15 protein-coding genes and 1 pseudogene are annotated in these 17,119 nt (G+C 70.6%); 13 read left to right on the forward strand and 3 right to left on the reverse strand.

Annotated features, from left to right (window positions below; genetic code table 11):
- Positions 1-141 precede the first annotated feature (141 nt).
- From recG to mutM, 8 genes are all read left to right on the forward strand, one after another.
- The gene (gene recG / locus AC5WS8_RS21710) at positions 142-2,358 is read left to right on the forward strand and encodes an ATP-dependent DNA helicase RecG (RefSeq protein WP_496105103.1); all 2,217 of its coding nucleotides are present in this window, start codon (positions 142-144) and stop codon (positions 2,356-2,358) included.
- 131 nt (positions 2,359-2,489) lie between these two features.
- Positions 2,490-3,077 carry a 16S rRNA (guanine(966)-N(2))-methyltransferase RsmD gene (gene rsmD / locus AC5WS8_RS21715; protein ID WP_496105104.1) on the forward strand — a complete coding sequence of 196 codons (588 nt, stop codon included), beginning with the start codon at positions 2,490-2,492 and terminating at the stop codon, positions 3,075-3,077.
- Positions 3,074-3,583: a pantetheine-phosphate adenylyltransferase gene (gene coaD / locus AC5WS8_RS21720; RefSeq protein WP_496105105.1), complete on the forward strand. Its 510-nt coding sequence runs from the start codon at positions 3,074-3,076 to the stop codon at positions 3,581-3,583. The genes rsmD and coaD overlap by 4 nt, the downstream gene beginning before the upstream one ends.
- Before the next feature lie 123 nt (positions 3,584-3,706).
- Positions 3,707-4,753 (forward strand): F0F1 ATP synthase subunit B, encoded by a 1,047-nt coding sequence (locus AC5WS8_RS21725; RefSeq protein WP_496105106.1) that lies wholly within the window; start codon positions 3,707-3,709, stop codon positions 4,751-4,753.
- Between the two features lie 185 nt (positions 4,754-4,938).
- A complete protein-coding gene (locus tag AC5WS8_RS21730) occupies positions 4,939-5,583 on the forward strand; it encodes a YceD family protein (protein WP_496105107.1) in 645 nt (214 codons plus the stop codon).
- A 2-nt stretch (positions 5,584-5,585) separates the two neighbouring features.
- Positions 5,586-5,759 (forward strand): 50S ribosomal protein L32, encoded by a 174-nt coding sequence (rpmF, locus tag AC5WS8_RS21735; RefSeq protein ID WP_003951102.1) that lies wholly within the window; start codon positions 5,586-5,588, stop codon positions 5,757-5,759.
- A 19-nt stretch (positions 5,760-5,778) separates the two neighbouring features.
- The gene (rnc, locus tag AC5WS8_RS21740; RefSeq protein ID WP_496105108.1) at positions 5,779-6,606 is read left to right on the forward strand and encodes a ribonuclease III; all 828 of its coding nucleotides are present in this window, start codon (positions 5,779-5,781) and stop codon (positions 6,604-6,606) included.
- A gap of 210 nt (positions 6,607-6,816) precedes the next feature.
- Positions 6,817-7,677, forward strand: coding sequence for a bifunctional DNA-formamidopyrimidine glycosylase/DNA-(apurinic or apyrimidinic site) lyase (gene mutM / locus AC5WS8_RS21745; protein ID WP_496105109.1), 861 nt, complete (start codon positions 6,817-6,819; stop codon positions 7,675-7,677).
- Here mutM and AC5WS8_RS21750 read toward each other — a convergent pair.
- A complete protein-coding gene (locus AC5WS8_RS21750; protein WP_496105110.1) occupies positions 7,650-8,057 on the reverse strand; it encodes a winged helix-turn-helix transcriptional regulator in 408 nt (135 codons plus the stop codon). The genes mutM and AC5WS8_RS21750 overlap by 28 nt on opposite strands.
- Before the next feature lie 136 nt (positions 8,058-8,193).
- Between AC5WS8_RS21750 and AC5WS8_RS21755 the strand changes: the two genes are divergently transcribed.
- Complete coding sequence (locus AC5WS8_RS21755; protein WP_496105111.1) at positions 8,194-8,778, forward strand: flavodoxin family protein; 585 nt, start codon at positions 8,194-8,196, stop codon at positions 8,776-8,778.
- Between the two features lie 523 nt (positions 8,779-9,301).
- Here AC5WS8_RS21755 and AC5WS8_RS21760 read toward each other — a convergent pair.
- The gene (locus AC5WS8_RS21760) at positions 9,302-10,417 is read right to left on the reverse strand and encodes a PP2C family protein-serine/threonine phosphatase (RefSeq protein ID WP_496105112.1); all 1,116 of its coding nucleotides are present in this window, start codon (positions 10,415-10,417) and stop codon (positions 9,302-9,304) included.
- A gap of 382 nt (positions 10,418-10,799) precedes the next feature.
- On the opposite strand from AC5WS8_RS21760, the pseudogene AC5WS8_RS21765 reads away from it, so the two are divergent.
- Positions 10,800-11,204: pseudogene (locus AC5WS8_RS21765) on the forward strand (tyrosine-type recombinase/integrase); the annotation flags it as partial.
- Here the strand turns inward: AC5WS8_RS21765 and AC5WS8_RS21770 are convergent.
- On the reverse strand, positions 11,198-12,166 hold the full coding sequence (locus AC5WS8_RS21770) for a CAP domain-containing protein (protein WP_496105113.1): 969 nt from the start codon (positions 12,164-12,166) through the stop codon (positions 11,198-11,200). The pseudogene AC5WS8_RS21765 and the gene AC5WS8_RS21770 sit on opposite strands and share 7 nt — an antisense overlap.
- A 139-nt stretch (positions 12,167-12,305) precedes the next feature.
- On the opposite strand from AC5WS8_RS21770, the gene AC5WS8_RS21775 reads away from it, so the two are divergent.
- The 3 genes from AC5WS8_RS21775 to smc all read left to right on the forward strand — a co-directional run bounded on the left by AC5WS8_RS21775 (position 12,306) and on the right by smc (position 16,961).
- The gene (locus tag AC5WS8_RS21775) at positions 12,306-12,587 is read left to right on the forward strand and encodes an acylphosphatase (protein ID WP_496105114.1); all 282 of its coding nucleotides are present in this window, start codon (positions 12,306-12,308) and stop codon (positions 12,585-12,587) included.
- 375 nt (positions 12,588-12,962) lie between these two features.
- On the forward strand, positions 12,963-13,169 hold the full coding sequence (locus AC5WS8_RS21780) for a hypothetical protein (protein WP_496105115.1): 207 nt from the start codon (positions 12,963-12,965) through the stop codon (positions 13,167-13,169).
- A 228-nt stretch (positions 13,170-13,397) separates the two neighbouring features.
- Positions 13,398-16,961 carry a chromosome segregation protein SMC gene (gene smc / locus AC5WS8_RS21785; RefSeq protein WP_496105116.1) on the forward strand — a complete coding sequence of 1,188 codons (3,564 nt, stop codon included), beginning with the start codon at positions 13,398-13,400 and terminating at the stop codon, positions 16,959-16,961.
- The last annotated feature ends 158 nt before the right edge of the window (positions 16,962-17,119 follow it).

Raw genomic sequence — 17,119 nt, forward strand, 5'->3', positions numbered from 1 at the left:
TTCGACGGCGCGGGGTCGGGCGGTCCCGGTGGGGCGGTGACCGCGAAGCGAGCCGGGGGTGGGTCATCGTAGGCCCGAAACCACCCCGCTGACCAGCGGTTTTACAACACCTGTGCAGTGTTGTCAGCGGGGTGGTGTGCAATGGATCTCGTGCCCGCACTGGAAGAACCACTGAAACAACCACTGAAGTCAGTGCTCGGCCCCGCCACCGCGAAGGTGATGGCCGAGCATCTCGGCCTGCACACCGTCGGTGACCTCCTCCACCACTACCCGCGCAGATACGAGGAGCGCGGACAGCTCACCCACCTGGCCGACCTCCCCATGGACGAGCACGTCACGGTGGTCGCCCAGGTCGCCGACGCCCGCCTGCACACCTTCGCCTCGGCCAAGGCTCCCCGCGGCAAGGGCCAGCGCCTGGAGGTGACCATCACCGACGGCAGCGGCCGCATCCAACTGGTCTTCTTCGGCAACGGCGTGCACAAGCCCCACAAGGAACTCCTGCCCGGCACCCGCGCGCTGTTCGCCGGCAAGGTCTCGATGTTCAACCGCAGACTCCAACTCGCCCACCCCGCCTACGAACTGCTGCGCGGCGACGACGCGGCCGAGACCGTGGACAGCTGGGCGGGCGCCCTGATCCCGCTCTACCCGGCCACGGCCAAGCTGGAGTCCTGGAAGATCGCCAAAGCGGTGCAGACGGTGCTGCCCAGCGCCCAGGAGGCCGTCGACCCCCTCCCGGAGTCGCTCCGCGCGGGCCGCGGCCTGGTCTCCCTCCCCGAAGCCCTGCTGAAGATCCACCGCCCGCACACGAAGGCGGACATCGCCGACGCCCGCTCCCGTCTGAAGTGGGACGAGGCGTTCGTCCTCCAGGTGGCCCTGGCACGCCGTCGCCACGCGGACACCCAACTCCCGGCGGTGGCCCGCAAGCCGAAGCCGGACGGCCTCCTCGCGGCCTTCGACGCCCGTCTGCCCTTCACCCTCACGGAGGGCCAGCGGAAGGTCTCGAAGGAGATCTTCGACGACCTGGCGACCGAGCACCCGATGCACCGGCTGCTCCAGGGGGAGGTCGGCAGCGGCAAGACCATGGTGGCACTGCGCGCCATGCTCGCCGTCGTGGACGCGGGCGGGCAGGCCGCCATGCTCGCGCCCACCGAGGTGCTCGCCCAGCAGCACCATCGGTCGATCGTGGAGATGATGGGCGAACTGGCCGAGGGGGGGATGCTCGGCGGGGCCGAGCAGGCCACCAAGGTGGTGCTGCTCACCGGCTCCATGGGGGCCGCCGCGCGACGTCGGGCGCTGCTCGACCTGGCCACCGGGGAGGCCGGGATCGTGATCGGCACCCATGCCCTGATCGAGGACAAGGTGCAGTTCCACGATCTGGGGCTGGTGGTGGTGGACGAGCAGCACCGGTTCGGGGTGGAGCAGCGGGACGCACTGCGCGGCAAGGGCAGGCAGCCGCCGCACCTGCTGGTCATGACGGCCACCCCGATTCCCCGGACCGTCGCCATGACCGTCTTCGGCGACCTGGAGACCTCCGTCCTCGACCAGCTTCCGGCCGGTCGGTCGCCGATCGCCAGCCATGTCGTTCCGGCCGCGGACAAGCCGCACTTCCTGGCGCGCGCCTGGGAGCGGGTGCGGGAGGAGGTGGCGGGCGGGCATCAGGCGTACGTCGTGTGTCCCCGGATCGGCGACGAGGAGGACGACCCGAAGAAGGCGAGGAAGTCGCCCGAGGACGAGGCCGAGAAGCGTCCGCCGCTCGCGGTGCTCGACGTCGCGGACCAGCTCGCCAAGGGGCCGCTGGAGGGCCTTCGGGTCGAGGTGCTGCACGGCAGGATGCAGCCGGACGACAAGGACGCGGTGATGCGCCGGTTCGCGGCCGGCGAGGTCGACGTCCTGGTCGCGACGACGGTCATCGAGGTCGGTGTCAACGTCCCGAACGCCACCGTGGTGGTGATCATGGACGCCGACCGCTTCGGGGTCTCACAGCTGCACCAGCTGCGCGGCCGGGTCGGGCGGGGCTCGGCGCCCGGTCTGTGCCTCCTGGTCACCGAGATGCCGGAGGCCGGCGCGGCCCGCCGGCGGCTGAACGCGGTCGCCTCCACACTCGACGGATTCGAACTCTCCCGGCTCGACCTCGAGCAGCGCCGCGAGGGAGACGTCCTCGGCCAGGCCCAGTCCGGCGCCCGCACCAGCTTGCGCATGCTCGCCGTCATTGACGACGAGGAGATCATCGCCCAGGCCCGCGAGGAGGCCGCGGCGGTCGTCGCGGCCGACCCGGACCTGGAACACCTGCCGGGACTGCACACGGCGCTTCAGGCCCTGCTGGACGACGAGAGGGAGCAGTACCTGGAGAAGGGCTGATCCCGTCCGGTCCCGTCACCGGGGCCGGGCAGGCGTGAGGGGCGGGCGCGCCCAGGGCCAGGCGTGGCTGAGAGACTGAAGACGTCACCGCACCAGACGTCACCCACCGCAGACCGACAAGGACCGAAGAGATGACCCGCGTGATCGCCGGTCGCGCCGGCGGGCGCCGCCTCGCCGTTCCCCCCGGACACGGGACCCGCCCCACCTCCGACCGCGCGCGCGAGGGCCTCTTCTCCACCTGGCAGGCCCTCCTCGGCGGCCCGCTGGACGGCGAACGCGTCCTCGACCTGTACGCCGGCTCCGGCGCCGTGGGCCTGGAGGCCCTGTCCCGCGGAGCCGGCCACACCCTCCTGGTGGAGGCCGACGCCCGCGCCGCCCGCACCGTCCGCGAGAACGTCCGGGCGCTCGGTCTGCCCGGCGCCGAAGTCAGGGCGGGCAAAGCGGAACAGGTCATCCGGACATCGGCGCCGGCGGACCCGTACGACATCGTCTTCCTCGATCCGCCGTACGCCGTGTCCGACGACGATCTTCGCGAGATCCTGCTCACACTCCGCTCGGGGGGCTGGCTCGCGGCCGACGTCCTCGTCACCGTGGAGCGCAGCACCAGAGGCGGGGAATTCAGGTGGCCGGACGGCTTCGACGCGATCCGGGCCCGTCGCTACGGCGAGGGAACGTTTTGGTACGGTCGCGCCGCCTCTACGTGCGAAGACGTACGATGACCGGACCGGAGAGCGAGGGATCACAAGTGCGCCGCGCCGTCTGTCCCGGGTCGTTCGACCCGATCACCAACGGACACCTCGACATCATCGCCCGCGCCTCCAGGCTGTACGACGAGGTGTACGTCGCGGTGATGATCAACAAGGCCAAGAAGGGCCTGTTCGAGATCGACGAGCGGATCGACCTGATCCGCCAGGTCACCAGCGAGTTCGGGAACGTGACGGTGGAGGCGTTCCACGGACTGCTCGTCGACTTCTGCAAGCAGCGCGACATCCCCGCGATCGTCAAGGGCCTGCGCGCCGTCAGCGACTTCGACTACGAGCTGCAGATGGCCCAGATGAACAACGGCCTCTCCGGTGTCGAGACCCTCTTCGTCCCCACCAACCCCACCTACAGCTTCCTGTCCTCCTCGCTCGTCAAGGAAGTCGCGGCCTGGGGCGGGGACGTCTCCCACCTGGTCCCCCCGGTCGTCCTCGAAGCCCTCACCCGGCGCCTGAAGAAGGACTGAGCGGTCCCCGGCGGGACCTCCAAGAAATCTGACAGCCCGTCACTCGGTGTCGGGCGGGGCGGCAGTGGCCGTACAGTCGATCCGTCCGTCTCCAACACATCCGTAGAGAGTGGCGAGCACACGGTGGACGTGCAGAAGAAGCTCGACGAGATCGTCGCGGTGGTCTCCAGCGCCCGGTCCATGCCCATGTCGGCGTCGTGCGTGGTCAACCGCGCCCAGCTGCTCTCGATGCTGGAGGAGCTGCGCCAGGCGCTGCCCGACTCGCTGGCCGAGGCCCAGGAGCTCATCGGCGACCGCGAGCAGATGGTCGAACGGGCCCGCCAGGAGGCCGAGCGGATCATCGAGAGCGCCCACGCCCAGCGCGGCTCCCTGATCTCCGACACCGAGGTCGCCCGCCGCTCCCAGGCCGAGGCCGACCGGATCCTCGCCGAGGCACGTCAGGAGGCCGAGGAGATCCGCGCCGAGGCCGACGACTACGTCGACTCCAAGCTCGCCAACTTCGAGGTCGTCCTCACCAAGACCCTCGGCTCGGTCGGCCGCGGCCGCGAGAAGCTCCTCGGCACCGGTCCCGGCCTCGACGAGAACGGCTACGAGGACGAGGACGCCCCCGAGCGCAGCCACGACCCGGAGACCCTGCGCCGCGACGCGGACTCCTACGTGGACGCCAAGCTCGGCGCCTTCGAGGCCGTCCTCGCCAAGACGCTGGAGGCCGTCGGCAAAGGCCGCCAGAAGCTGCACGGCCGGATCGCCACCGACGACCTCGGCGCCCTTGCCGGTGACACCACCACCGTCCAGCACACCAGCGACGCCGACTACCTCGCCGACCTCGCGGCCCTCGCCGACACCCCGGACCCGGCGCCCGCCGTCCCGGCCCAGCAGAGCGAGCCGGCCTACGCGCAGGCGCAGGACCCGTACGGGTACCAGCAGCCCGACCAGTACGGTTACCAGCACACGTACGCCCAGCAGGACGCCTACGGCTACCAGCAGGCCGACCCCTACGCCGCCTACCCCGCCGCGCAGGGCTACGACCAGCAGGTCGCGTACGACCAGGGCCGGAGCGGACAGGGGTACGCGCAGGGGAACGCCCTCGACGAGACCAGTCTCTTCGACACCAGCATGATCAGCGCCGAGCAGCTGCGGGCCTACGAGCAGGAACGCGGCGGTCACTGAGCGCAACCGTCGCAGGCGTCCCAGGACCCCTTCGGCGCACCGGATTGGGCCGAGAGCGGAAGGTCCAGTATCCTGGCTCTTCGGTCGCGCGTACGCACACGCTGTTTCGTAGACGTCCGCGATCAACGCTGCCCGGGAACACCGGAGGGCAGCGTTCCCCCGAGCTCGGAAGACCGAAAGCAGGAATGGCCCTGAACGCCCGCCTCGACCACCGCAACCCCCTCGTGTTCGACACGCACGAGCTGGGTCGGCGGCCTGGTGCGCTGCAGCGCCTGACCCGCACGGTCGACGCCCCCAAGGACTTCGGTATCCGCGGGGTCATCGGAGTGCCGGAAGGCGCCCCGGTGGAGCTCGAGCTCCGGCTGGAGTCGGTCATGGAGGGGGTGCTCGTCACGGGCACCGCCCGTGCCAGGGCCGAGGGGGAGTGCGTAAGGTGTCTGGAGTCGGTCGAGCTGGAGCTCGAAGCGGACTTCCAGGAACTGTTCTCGTACCCTGACGCCGACGACCGGGGCCGCGTGATCGCGGAACCGGGCGACGACGCCGAGGACGACGAGGACAGGTTCTTCCTCGAGGACGGCCTGTTCGACCTCGAACCTCTGCTGCGCGATGCGGTGGTGCTCGCACTGCCGATGCAGCCGGTGTGCCAGGAAGACTGCCCGGGCCTGTGCTCCGCATGCGGGGCGCGGCTCGCGGACGACCCGGACCACCACCATGACGCCGTCGACATCCGTTGGGCGGCACTGCAGGGAGTCGCCGACTCACTCCAGAGTGGCGACAAGGACGACACGAGCGGCGCCGAAGCGGGCGTCGACGAGAAGCAGGAGAAGTAGCCGTGGCTGTTCCGAAGCGGAAGATGTCGCGCAGCAACACGCGCCACCGCCGGTCGCAGTGGAAGGCTGCGGTCCCCACCCTGGTCGCGTGCGAGCGCTGCCACGAGCCCAAGCAGCAGCACATCGCGTGCCCGTCGTGCGGCACCTACAACAAGCGCCAGGTCCTCGAGGTCTGAGCGGCTGGTGAGAGGTCTGATGTCTGACGCCAAGGCGGACCCACACGCCAGGAAGAAGGCGGACAACACAGCCTCGTCCCACACGCTTCTGGAAGGGCGGCTCGGCTACAAGGTCGAGTCCGCCCTTCTGGTGCGTGCGCTGACCCACCGCTCCTACGCGTACGAGAACGGCGGTCTGCCGACGAACGAGCGCCTGGAGTTCCTCGGGGACTCCGTGCTCGGCCTCGTCGTCACCGACACGCTGTACCGCACCCACCCCGACCTGCCCGAGGGCCAGCTGGCCAAGCTGCGGGCCGCGGTGGTCAACTCGCGTGCGCTGGCGGAAGTGGGTCGCGGGCTCGATCTGGGCTCCTTCATCCGGCTCGGCCGGGGTGAAGAGGGCACGGGCGGCCGGGACAAGGCGTCCATCCTCGCCGACACCCTCGAAGCGGTGATCGGTGCTGTGTACCTGGATCAGGGGCTGGACTCGGCGGCGGAGCTGGTGCACCGCCTGTTCGACCCGCTGATCGAGAAGTCCTCGAATCTCGGTGCCGGCCTGGACTGGAAGACCAGCCTCCAGGAGCTGACCGCGACCGAGGGGCTCGGCGTGCCCGAGTACCTGGTCACGGAGACCGGCCCGGACCACGAGAAGACCTTTACTGCTGCCGCCCGCGTCGGAGGCGTCTCGTACGGCACCGGCACCGGCCGCAGCAAGAAGGAGGCGGAGCAGCAGGCCGCGGAGTCGGCCTGGCGTTCCATCCGCGCCGCCGCGGACGCACGCGCGAAGGCGGCGGCCGAGGCGGGGGCCCCCGACGGGGCCGTCGAGTCCGCCGCCACGGCCCCGGCGAGCGACACGGCCACGGCCTGATTCCTTCATCACGGAACCGCCCCGGCACTGCCGGGGCGGTTCCGTTTTCCCGGGCCGCGTCCGCCCGTGTGCGCGCCGCGCCGGTCTTCCGTGCCGGTACCCACCGGCCGCCGCGCGCCTCGTCCCGCCGCTGCGGACGGGGCGTCACCCCTTCCTGGCCAAGAGGTACGCTGCGGACGTCGTCCCCTGCTCACCCCTCCGGAGGAGTCCGTGCCCGAGCTGCCCGAGGTCGAAGTCGTGCGGCGGGGGCTGGGGCGCTGGGTGGCCCACCGGACGGTCGCCGACGTCGAGGTGCTGCACCCGCGGGCCGTACGTCGCCACCCGGCCGGCGGGGACGACTTCGCGCACCGCCTGAAGGGGCAGCGGATCGGCACCCCGAGCCGCCGCGGCAAATACCTCTGGGTCCCCCTCGAGACCACCGGCACGGCGATCCTGGCCCACCTCGGCATGAGCGGTCAGCTTCTCGTCCAGCCGCACGGGGCGCCGGACGAGAAGCACCTCAGGATCCGGTTCCGCTTCGACGACGCCCTCGGCACCGAGCTGCGCTTCGTCGACCAGCGCACCTTCGGCGGCCTCTCGCTGCACGACACCGCCCCCGACGGGCTGCCCGACGTCATCGCGCACATCGCCCGCGACCCGCTCGACCCGCTCTTCGACGACGAGGCCTTCCACCAGGCGCTGCGCCGCAAGCGCACCACCGTCAAACGGGCCCTGCTCGACCAGTCGCTGATCAGCGGCGTCGGCAACATCTACGCCGACGAGGCGCTGTGGCGCTCCCGCATCCACTACGAGCGCCCCACCGCCGGCCTCACCCGCCCCCGTACCGCGGAACTCCTGGGCCACATCAGGGACGTGATGAACGCGGCGCTCGCCGTCGGCGGCACGAGCTTCGACAGCCTCTACGTCAACGTGAACGGGGAGTCGGGCTACTTCGACCGGTCGCTGGACGCGTACGGCCGTGAAGGCGAGCCCTGCCGGCGCTGCACCACGCCCCTGCGCCGCCGCGCCTGGATGAACCGCTCCAGCTACTTCTGCCCGAGCTGTCAGAGGGCGCCGCGCATCTCGTCGTAACGCTCGCGGGCCGCCAGGACGTCGTGCATACGGCCCTCCACGCAGTGGATGAGGGCCAGCAGGCGCTCGGCGACCTCGCGGCCGAGAGGGGTCAGTTCGTAGTCGACCCGGGGCGGGTTGGTGGGCTGGGCCTCGCGGTGCACCAGGCCGTCCCGCTCCAGTGCGTGCAGGGTCTGGGACAGCATCTTCTCGCTGACGCCGTCGACCCGGCGGCGCAGCTCGTTGAAGCGCATCGATCCCTCGTACAGGGCGCCGAGCGTGAGTCCGCCCCAGCGGCCCGTGACGTGCTCCAGAGTGCCGCGGGACGGGCAGGCCTTGGCGAACACGTCGTACGCGAGGTCCTGTTCCCCTGTGCACTCCCCGGTGTGGGTGCTGTTCATGTTCCAAGCGTACGCGAGCACAGCGCTAACCACGAGGTTGCACTAACTATTGGTTAGTGCTTTCCTTTTCTCGCCGCCGGTGAGCTGCGAACCTCTTCGCGGCCGCCGTTTCGTGATGTTCTGAGGAGAGCGAATCGTGACCAGCCCTGTTGTCTCCATCGCCTACCACTCCGGATACGGCCACACCGCCGTCCTCGCCGAGGCCGTACGGGACGGCGCCGCCGAGGCCGGCGCCCAGGCCCACCTGATCAAGGTCGACGAGATCACCGAGGAGCAGTGGGCGGCCCTCGACGCCTCGGACGCGATCGTCTTCGGCTCGCCGACCTACATGGGCACCGCGTCCGGCGCCTTCCACGTCTTCGCCGAGGCCACCTCCAAGCGCTGGTTCGGGCGGGCCTGGCAGGACAAGCTGGCCGCCGGCTTCACCAACTCCGCCTCCAAGAGCGGCGACAAGCTGCACACCCTGCAGTTCTTCCAGATCCTGGCCGCACAGCACGGCATGCACTGGGTCAACCTCGGGCTCCACCCCGGCTGGAACGCCAGCACCGGCTCCGAGAACGACCTCAACCGCCTCGGCGTCTTCGCCGGGGCGGCCGCCCAGACCAACAGCGACGAGGGCCCGGAGGCCGTCCACAAGGCCGACATCGCCACCGCCCGGCACCTCGGCCGCCGCGTCGCGGAGGCGGCACGCGTCTTCACGCTCGGCCGCGCCGCCGCCTGAGCCGACCGCCCGCACGCGACCGTGCCCCCCACCCGGGACGGGTGGGGGGCACGGTCGTACGACTGTGGTGGTGCAGGAGCGCGTCAGTGGCCGAAGAAGTGAAGGGCCGGGTCCCTGACCTGCGGCCGTGTGATTGATCAACGCTGCGACCTGCGACTCGGCTGTCGGCGGTTGTCGGCGTCGGTGGTCGGCGTTGGTTGTCGTTGAGCACCCTCGCACGGCCCGGAGACGGCCCGGGGGACGTCGCGGTGCCCCCTCGATGCGAACCATGGGCACGGCGGTCGTTGAGGTCTGCTGGGCACATCAAACGGGGGCCGGGGGCCGCCTGTGGTCGGAAGGGGTTGCGGTGGTTGCTGTACTTCCCTGCTGTACAGCACTCCGCTGGCGCCGCTTCCGCAGTTCATTCACAGCTGCATGCGCGCTGCCGCGTTGCTGCTCCAAAGGCTCAGGACAGTCCCACTACTACCGCCTGGGTCCGCGTACGGTTCCGTTGCCGTCGTCCTCTGCCGTCAGGATCCGCCGGCTACGGCCGACCGGACATGCGTGATTCGATGACGCCACACTCATCACAGGTCCATTCGGCAACCGATGTGGGTGTGTCGTCAGCGGGCTGACGTTCGATGGCGACCAAGGCGGCGTCGTCGTCGAGCCGGCCGCCGACGTGGTTGAGAAGGTCGCTGCGGAGGTGGTTGAGGAGTGCCGTGGGATGGCGGTGGTTCTGGGGGGTGAGTCGTTTGGCGAGCGGGTAGAACGCGCCGTCGGCATTGCGGGCCTCGATGGCACCGTCGGTGTAGAGGAGGAGGGTGTCTCTGGCCCCCAGGGCGAAGGTGTCGAGGTGGTAGGTGGTTTGCGTCAATGCGCCCAGGCCCAGCGGAGGCGCGGGTTGGCCGGCTTCCAGGCGCACGACGTCGTTCGCGCGTAGCAGTAGCGGTGGGGGGTGTCCGCAGGTGACGCTCCGCACGAGGGGCTCGGCGTCGGGGATTTCGAGGAGGGTGGCGGTGACGAACGCCTCTTCGGTCTGCTCGGGGCACACCGCTTCGGATGCGTTGCTGCGGACACTTGAATCCAGGTAGGCGGCGAGTTCCGGCAGCGTGGTCAGCCGGCGGGCGGCGTCGCGGAACGTGCTGATGGTGTGGGCGGCGGTGCCGACCGCCGGCAGGCCCTTGCCTCGAACATCGCCGATGATCAACCGTGTCCCCGTGGGCGTGCGCACGGCGGCGTAGAGATCTCCGCCGATGCGTGCTTCGTCCTCTGCCGCCAGGTACGTCGAGGCCAGGCGAAGAGGGCCGAGTCGGTGGGGGAGGGGAGGCAGTATGGCGCGTTGCGCGGCCTCGGCGACTGCGCGCAACTGGACCAGCTTCCGCTGTCCGTGTTCCGTCAGGTGCCGGGCGATCGTGATGGCCACCGAGGTCGCAAGGAGGGCAGCCGCCTGTGGTGGGTTCGCCGATTTGTGGACCAGGAAGATGGCTGTCAAAGCCGACACGGCCATGGCGGCGACAAGTGAGGTCACCCGGGAGCTCGCGTACCAGGAAGTCAGTACCGGCACCATGATCAGCAGGTCGGCGAGATGAATTGAGCCAGGCACCTGGAGATCGATGAGTGTGATCGCGAGAATGAGCAGCAAGGCGATGGCCAGCACGGATCGTGGTTGCGGCAAGGTATGCCGGTGAACGAGTGCCGGCCCAGCTCGGTGATCCACCAGGCGTAGGTCCTGCATGCTACGCGGAGCCGTACACGCAGGATTACGGAAAGTGAACGCCAATGTGCTACTCCATTACTAAAAGATCGTATCCTCGATTCTGATCAGAATATCAATGGATATGGGTCATATAGGGCAATGTGGAGCAAGTCACGAACATTGTTGAGGCCTGCGGGGCTTGATCATGGCGACTCTCCGCCGCAGAGCCAGAACATTCGCGGCGCCATCAACCTGCACTCGATGTGCTCAATCGGACCCACGCGCTGTGGAGCGGGCGTGGTCCCAGCTTCCGTCGGCCGCCGGACGAGCGAGCGCAGCGGGCCTTGACGGTCCGCCCGTCACCGCGTCCTTGATCTTCACTGGTTCCATGGGGCCGGCTCTGGACCGGAACCGCTTCAACGACCGCGTGTGGCGGCCGGCACTTCGAACTGCGGGCGTCGAAACGGGTCGGGAGAACGGCATGCACGCGCTGAGGCACTTCTGCGCCTCGGTGCTCCTCGATGCGGGGGAGAGCATCAAAGCCCCATCAAAGCCCTCAGCGAGTACCTGGGCCACCACGAGCCCGGCTTCACGCTTCGCACCTACACGCACCTGATGCCGTCGAGTGGGACCCGGACCCGGGCCGCCGTTGATCACGTCTTCCGGGAGGACGAACCTGCGGGGGGATGACGGCCCAGCGACGGCCCAGGAAGGTTCCCAGGGCTCTGACCTGCGGTTATCTCAGTAGCCGAAGTCCTGCGTCCACCAGGGGCCGCCGGAGCCGAAGTGCACTCCGACGCCCAGCGTCGTGAAGTCGCAGTTCAGTATGTTCGCCCGGTGGCCGGGGCTGTTCATCCAGGCGTCCATGACGTCCTGCGGGGTCGCCTGGCCGCGGGCTATGTTCTCGCCGCCCAGGTCCGTTATGCCGAGTACGGCCGCCCGCTGCCAGGGGTCCTTGCCGTCGGGGTCGGTGTGGTCGAAGAAGTTCCGCGCGGCCATGTCCGCGCTGAACGCCTCCGCCAGCTTGCGCAGCGGGCCGTTCGGGGTCACCGGGGAGCAGCCCACCTTGGCCCGCTCCTGGTTGACCAGCTTGATCACCTCGGCCGCGGCGGCGGCCTCGGAGGTCGCCTTCTGCGACGGGATCGTCACCTGCGGCTTCGCGGGCTGCTGTGACGGCGGCGCGGCCGTCGCCGTGGTTCCCGTCGCCGAGGGGGACGGCGTCCGCGCGGGCTGGGTCGTCGGCGCCGGAGAGGACGCCGAGGGGGTGGAGGGGGTCGCGGTCGTCGCAGGCGTGGGCGAGCGGTCGGCGTCGCGGCTGGTCGAGCTGGACCCGCGGTCGTTCGCGGGACCGCTCGTACCGCCCTGCTGGGTGGCGAAGCCCGACGGCGTGGTGCTGCCGCCGGCCTGCACATCGCCGGGGTCACCGCTCACCGAGAAGTGGTTGCCGCCCGGCAGCACCCCGGCGGCGACCGCCACGGTGCCCAGCGCCACGGCGGCGGAGACGCCCAGCAGGCCCGTGCGCACCGGCGTCGGGGCCTTCTTCCTGCGATGCGATCGGGTCGCGCGCCGCTCGGCCTCCAGGACCGCGGCGAAGCCGTAGAGGTTCTCCGGGCCGTAGCGCTCCGGCGAAGTGGAGTGGCTCTCGGTGACCCTCTTGGCGCGGCCCCCCGTGGCGGCGCGTCCGGCGGCGGAGCGTCGGTGGCGTCCCATTGCTGGCCTTCCTGGTCTTGCGGTCGGCGCAACTCACACGATCGTGTGAGTTTCACGTGAGAGTTATGGGTGGGGACGGTACCGCATCGCGCACGGGGCGGATGTGCCGGGAGGGACATTGGCCGGTTAGCGTGCACCCATGAACGACGACGCACGGCTGGTCGCGTGGGTGCGCGGACGTGTCCAGGGGGTGGGTTTCCGCTGGTTCACCCGGGCCAAGGCGCTGGAGATCGGCGGCCTGAATGGTTTTGCCCTCAATCTGGACGACGGACGGGTCCAGGTGGTGGCCGAGGGGCCACGGAAGGGCTGCGAGGGGCTGCTGGAGTGGCTCCGGGGCGACGACACACCCGGGCGTGTGGACGGAGTCACTGAGATTTGGGACACGCCCCGCGGCGGCTACGACGGCTTCGCGATCCGCTGAGCCGGAGCCCGCGGACCCCCGCTTCTCGGCGGAGGGGCATGCCGACGGCATCTGCCCTGGAGGGAAAGGTGCTGGTGGTTGCCAAGAACCGCTTGCCGTGGCAGGCTCCGCGGGTAAGGATGATCTCCACGCCCGCAGGGCCCCGCAGGAGCCGCAGCGCCGCCCGTTCAGGGCCGCGCCCCCGGGTCGCCCTCCATCGCAGGGCGTGATCGTGTTGACCGTCAAACTTTTTGGTGAGACGCTGAAAGCCCCGCGCACCTTAGCTGTTTGGCATGGAAGAACGGCGTAGAACTCACCATGCCGGGCACCGCGGGTGCGAATCCCTCACGACCCACACCGCATCGGTCGGTCACTCAGTGTGGAGGACCATCCATCATGGCAAAGGCGCTTCTCGGTTACGTCGGCGGCTCCGACCCGCGACTCCTCGCCGAGATGCGACGGCTTCAGCAGCGCGTCCAGGAACTCGAAGCCGAGCTCGTACGAATCCAGGCGGAGAACGACGCGCTGTCTACGGCTACCGCTTCTCACGACAGGCTCATGGAGAGCGTCGACGCACACCAGGCGGAGCCTGCGCTCACCTGATCACTGCATCACGCCACGGCACCAGCAGTGGTCGGGGTGCCCGTACCCACCGCTGGAGTTGTCAGAGTTGCAAGGGACGCTTCGGCGTCCCTTCTTTCTTGCCCCCGCGAACCTCGTCGCCCCCGCGCACCCCTTCGCTGTCTTCAACGGATGATGTGCCCTGCGCGTTCAGGGGTGAAACCGCGGGTTCATGGAGTGAGACAGGGCCGGGCGGTAGAGTCCGGCGGCGTGCACCTCAAGGCCCTGACCCTCCGCGGCTTCAAGTCGTTCGCCTCGGCGACCACGCTCCGGTTCGAGCCGGGGATCACGTGTGTGGTCGGCCCGAACGGCTCGGGCAAGTCCAATGTCGTGGACGCGCTCAGCTGGGTCATGGGCGAGCAGGGAGCCAAGTCGCTGCGCGGCGGCAAGATGGAGGACGTCATCTTCGCCGGTACCACCGGCCGCCCGCCGCTCGGCCGCGCCGAGGTGTCGCTGACCATCGACAACAGCGACGGCGCCCTCCCCATCGAGTACTCAGAGGTCACCATCACGCGGATCATGTTCCGCAACGGCGGCAGCGAGTACCAGATCAACGGCGATACCTGCCGTCTCCTCGACATCCAGGAACTCCTCTCCGACTCCGGCATCGGCCGCGAGATGCACGTGATCGTCGGCCAGGGCCAGCTCGACTCCGTCCTGCACGCCGACCCCATGGGCCGCCGCGCCTTCATCGAGGAGGCCGCGGGCGTCCTCAAACACCGCAAGCGCAAGGAGAAGGCGCTCAGGAAGCTGGACGCCATGCAGGCGAACCTAGCCCGCGTCCAGGACCTCACCGACGAGTTGCGCCGCCAGCTGAAACCGCTGGGCCGGCAGGCGGCGGTGGCCCGCCGGGCGGCCGTGATCCAGGCGGACCTGCGCGATGCCCGGCTGCGCCTGCTCGCCGACGACCTCGTACGGTTCCGGGAGGCCCTCAAGGCCGAGATCGCCGACGAGGCCGCGCTGAAGGAACGCAAGGAGGCCGCCGAGGCCGAGCTGAAGAGGGCCCTGCAGCGCGAGGCGCTCCTGGAGGACGAGGCACGGCAGCTGACGCCGCGTCTGCACCGGGCCCAGCAGACCTGGTACGAGCTCTCGCAGCTGGCGGAGCGGGTGCGCGGCACCGTCTCGCTGGCCGACGCCCGGGTCAAGAGCGCCACCTCCCAGCCGCCGGAGGAGCGGCGCGGACGCGACCCCGAGGACATGGAGCGCGAGGCCGCCCGCATCCGCGAGCAGGAGGCCGAGCTGGAGGCGGCCCTGGAGGCCGCCGAGCGCGCCCTGGAGGACACGGTCGCGCACCGGGCCGAGCTGGAGCGCGAACTGGCGCTCGAGGAACGGCGCCTGAAGGACGTGGCGCGCGCCATCGCGGACCGGCGCGAAGGGCTCGCCCGGCTCAGCGGCCAGGTGGGCGCCGCCCGTTCACGCGCGGCCGCAGCCCAGGCCGAGATCGACCGGCTCGCCGCCTCGCGCGACGAGGCACAGCAGCGCGCCGTCGCCGCCCAGGAGGAGTACGAGGCCCTGAAGGCCGAGGTCGACGGGCTGGACGCGGGCGACGCGGACCTGGCCGAGCGGCACGAGAGGTCCAAGGCCGCGCTCACCGACGCGGAGGCCGCGCTCACGGCCGCACGCGAGGCGGCCACGGCGGCGGAACGGGCGCGCGCCGCGACCCAGGCCCGGCATGACGCCCTGGCCATGGGCCTGCGCCGCAAGGACGGCACCGGCGCCCTGCTGGAGGCGAAGGACCGCCTGGCCGGCCTGCTCGGCCCGGCCGCGGAACTGCTGACGGTGACCCCGGGCCATGAGGTCGCCCTCGCGGCGGCCTTCGGCGCGGCGGCGGACGCCCTGGCGGTGGCGGACCCGGCCTCGGCGGCCGACGCCCTGCGCCTGCTGCGCAAGCAGGACGGGGGACGGGCGGCGCTGCTGGTGGCCGGGGCACCCCAGGAGCCGGCGGCCCCGGACAGCAGCGGCGGTTCCGGTGGGAACCCCTTCGCCGCCGATCTCCTCCGCGGCCCCGCCGACCTCATGCCCGCCGTACGCCGGCTGCTGCGCGGCATCGTCGTCGTGAGCACGTTGGAGGACGCAGAGGAACTGGTCCGGGCACGGCCCGAGCTGACCGCCGTCACCGCCGAGGGCGATCTCCTCGGGGCATACTTCGCGCACGGGGGGTCCGCCGGGGCGCCCAGCCTGCTGGAGGTGCAGGCCTCTGTCGCCGAGGCCGCCGCCGAGCTGGAGGAACTCGCCGTGCGGTACGAGGAGTTGGCCGAGGCGCAGCGACTCGCGGGGGAGCGGCGCACGGAGTGTGCCGCGCTCGTGGAGGAGCTGGGGGAGCGGCGGCGGGCGGCCGAGCGGGAGAAGTCCCAGGTCGCCCAGCAGCTGGGCCGGCTGGCCGGGCAGGCCCGCGGGGCCGCCGGGGAGGCCGAGCGCAGTGCCGCCGCCGCCACGCGCGCCCAGGAGGCGCTCGACAAGGCCCTGCAGGAGGTCGAGGAACTGGCAGAGCGGCTCGCCGTCGCCGAGGAGATGCCGGTCGAGGAGGAGCCCGACACCTCCGTACGCGACCGCCTCGCGGCCGACGGCGCCAACGCGCGGCAGACCGAGATGGAGGCCCGCCTCCAGGTCCGCACCCACGAGGAACGCGTCAAGGGCCTGGCCGGACGCGCCGACTCCCTGGACCGGGCCGCCCGCGCCGAACGCGAGGCACGCGCACGTGCCGAGCAGCGGCGGGCCCGGCTGCGCCATGAGGCGGCCGTCGCGGAGGCCGTCGCCTCCGGTGCCCGGCAGCTCCTCGCCCATGTCGAGGTCTCCCTGAGCCGGGCGGAGGCCGAGCGCGCCGCCGCCGAGGCGGTCAAGGCACGCCGGGAGGAGGAACTGGCGGCGGCCCGCGCACACGGCCGCGACCTCAAGGCCGAACTGGACAAGCTCACCGACTCCGTCCACCGCGGCGAGGTGCTCGGCGCCGAGAAGCGGCTGCGCATAGAGCAGCTGGAGACCAGGGCGCTGGAGGAACTGGGCATCGAGCCGGCGGTCCTGGTCGCCGAGTACGGCCCCGACCAGCTCGTACCGCCCTCCCTGCCCGCCGAGGGCGAAGAGCTGCCCGAGGACCCGGAGCATCCGCGCAACCGGCCGAAGCCGTTCGTGCGCGCCGAGCAGGAGAAGCGGCTCAAGGCCGCCGAACGCGCCTACCAGCAGCTCGGCAAGGTCAACCCGCTCGCCCTGGAGGAGTTCGCCGCGCTGGAGGAGCGCCACAAGTTCCTCAGCGAGCAGCTCGACGACCTCAAGAAGACCCGCGCCGACCTGCTCCAGGTGGTCAAGGAGGTCGACGAGCGCGTCGAGCAGGTGTTCACCGAGGCCTACCGCGACACGGCCCGGGAGTTCGAGGGCGTCTTCGGCCGGCTGTTCCCCGGCGGGGAGGGCCGGCTGGTCCTGACCGACCCGGACAACATGCTCACCACCGGCGTGGACGTCGAGGCGCGGCCCCCGGGCAAGAAGGTCAAGCGGCTCTCGCTGCTCTCCGGCGGCGAGCGGTCGCTGACGGCCGTCGCCCTGCTGGTGTCGATCTTCAAGGCCCGCCCCAGCCCGTTCTACGTGATGGACGAGGTCGAGGCGGCCCTCGACGACACCAACCTGCAGCGGCTGATCCGCATCATGCAGGAGCTGCAGGAGGCCTCGCAGCTGATCGTGATCACGCACCAGAAGCGGACGATGGAGGTCGCCGACGCGCTGTACGGCGTCTCCATGCAGGGCGACGGTGTGTCCAAAGTCATCTCGCAGCGGCTGCGCTAGACGACTGCTCGCTACACCGGTTGCAGCCTGCATGTTTCACAACTTCAACACTTGAACACAACGCTTCGGTCGCATGCCGGAAAGCTCACAGTGACTGCCCTATTGACTTCGAAAGTTGAAGGCATAGTCTCTGCACCGTTGCTTTTACCTTCAGATAT

Source organism: Streptomyces sp. PTL18 (genome assembly GCF_059510295.1).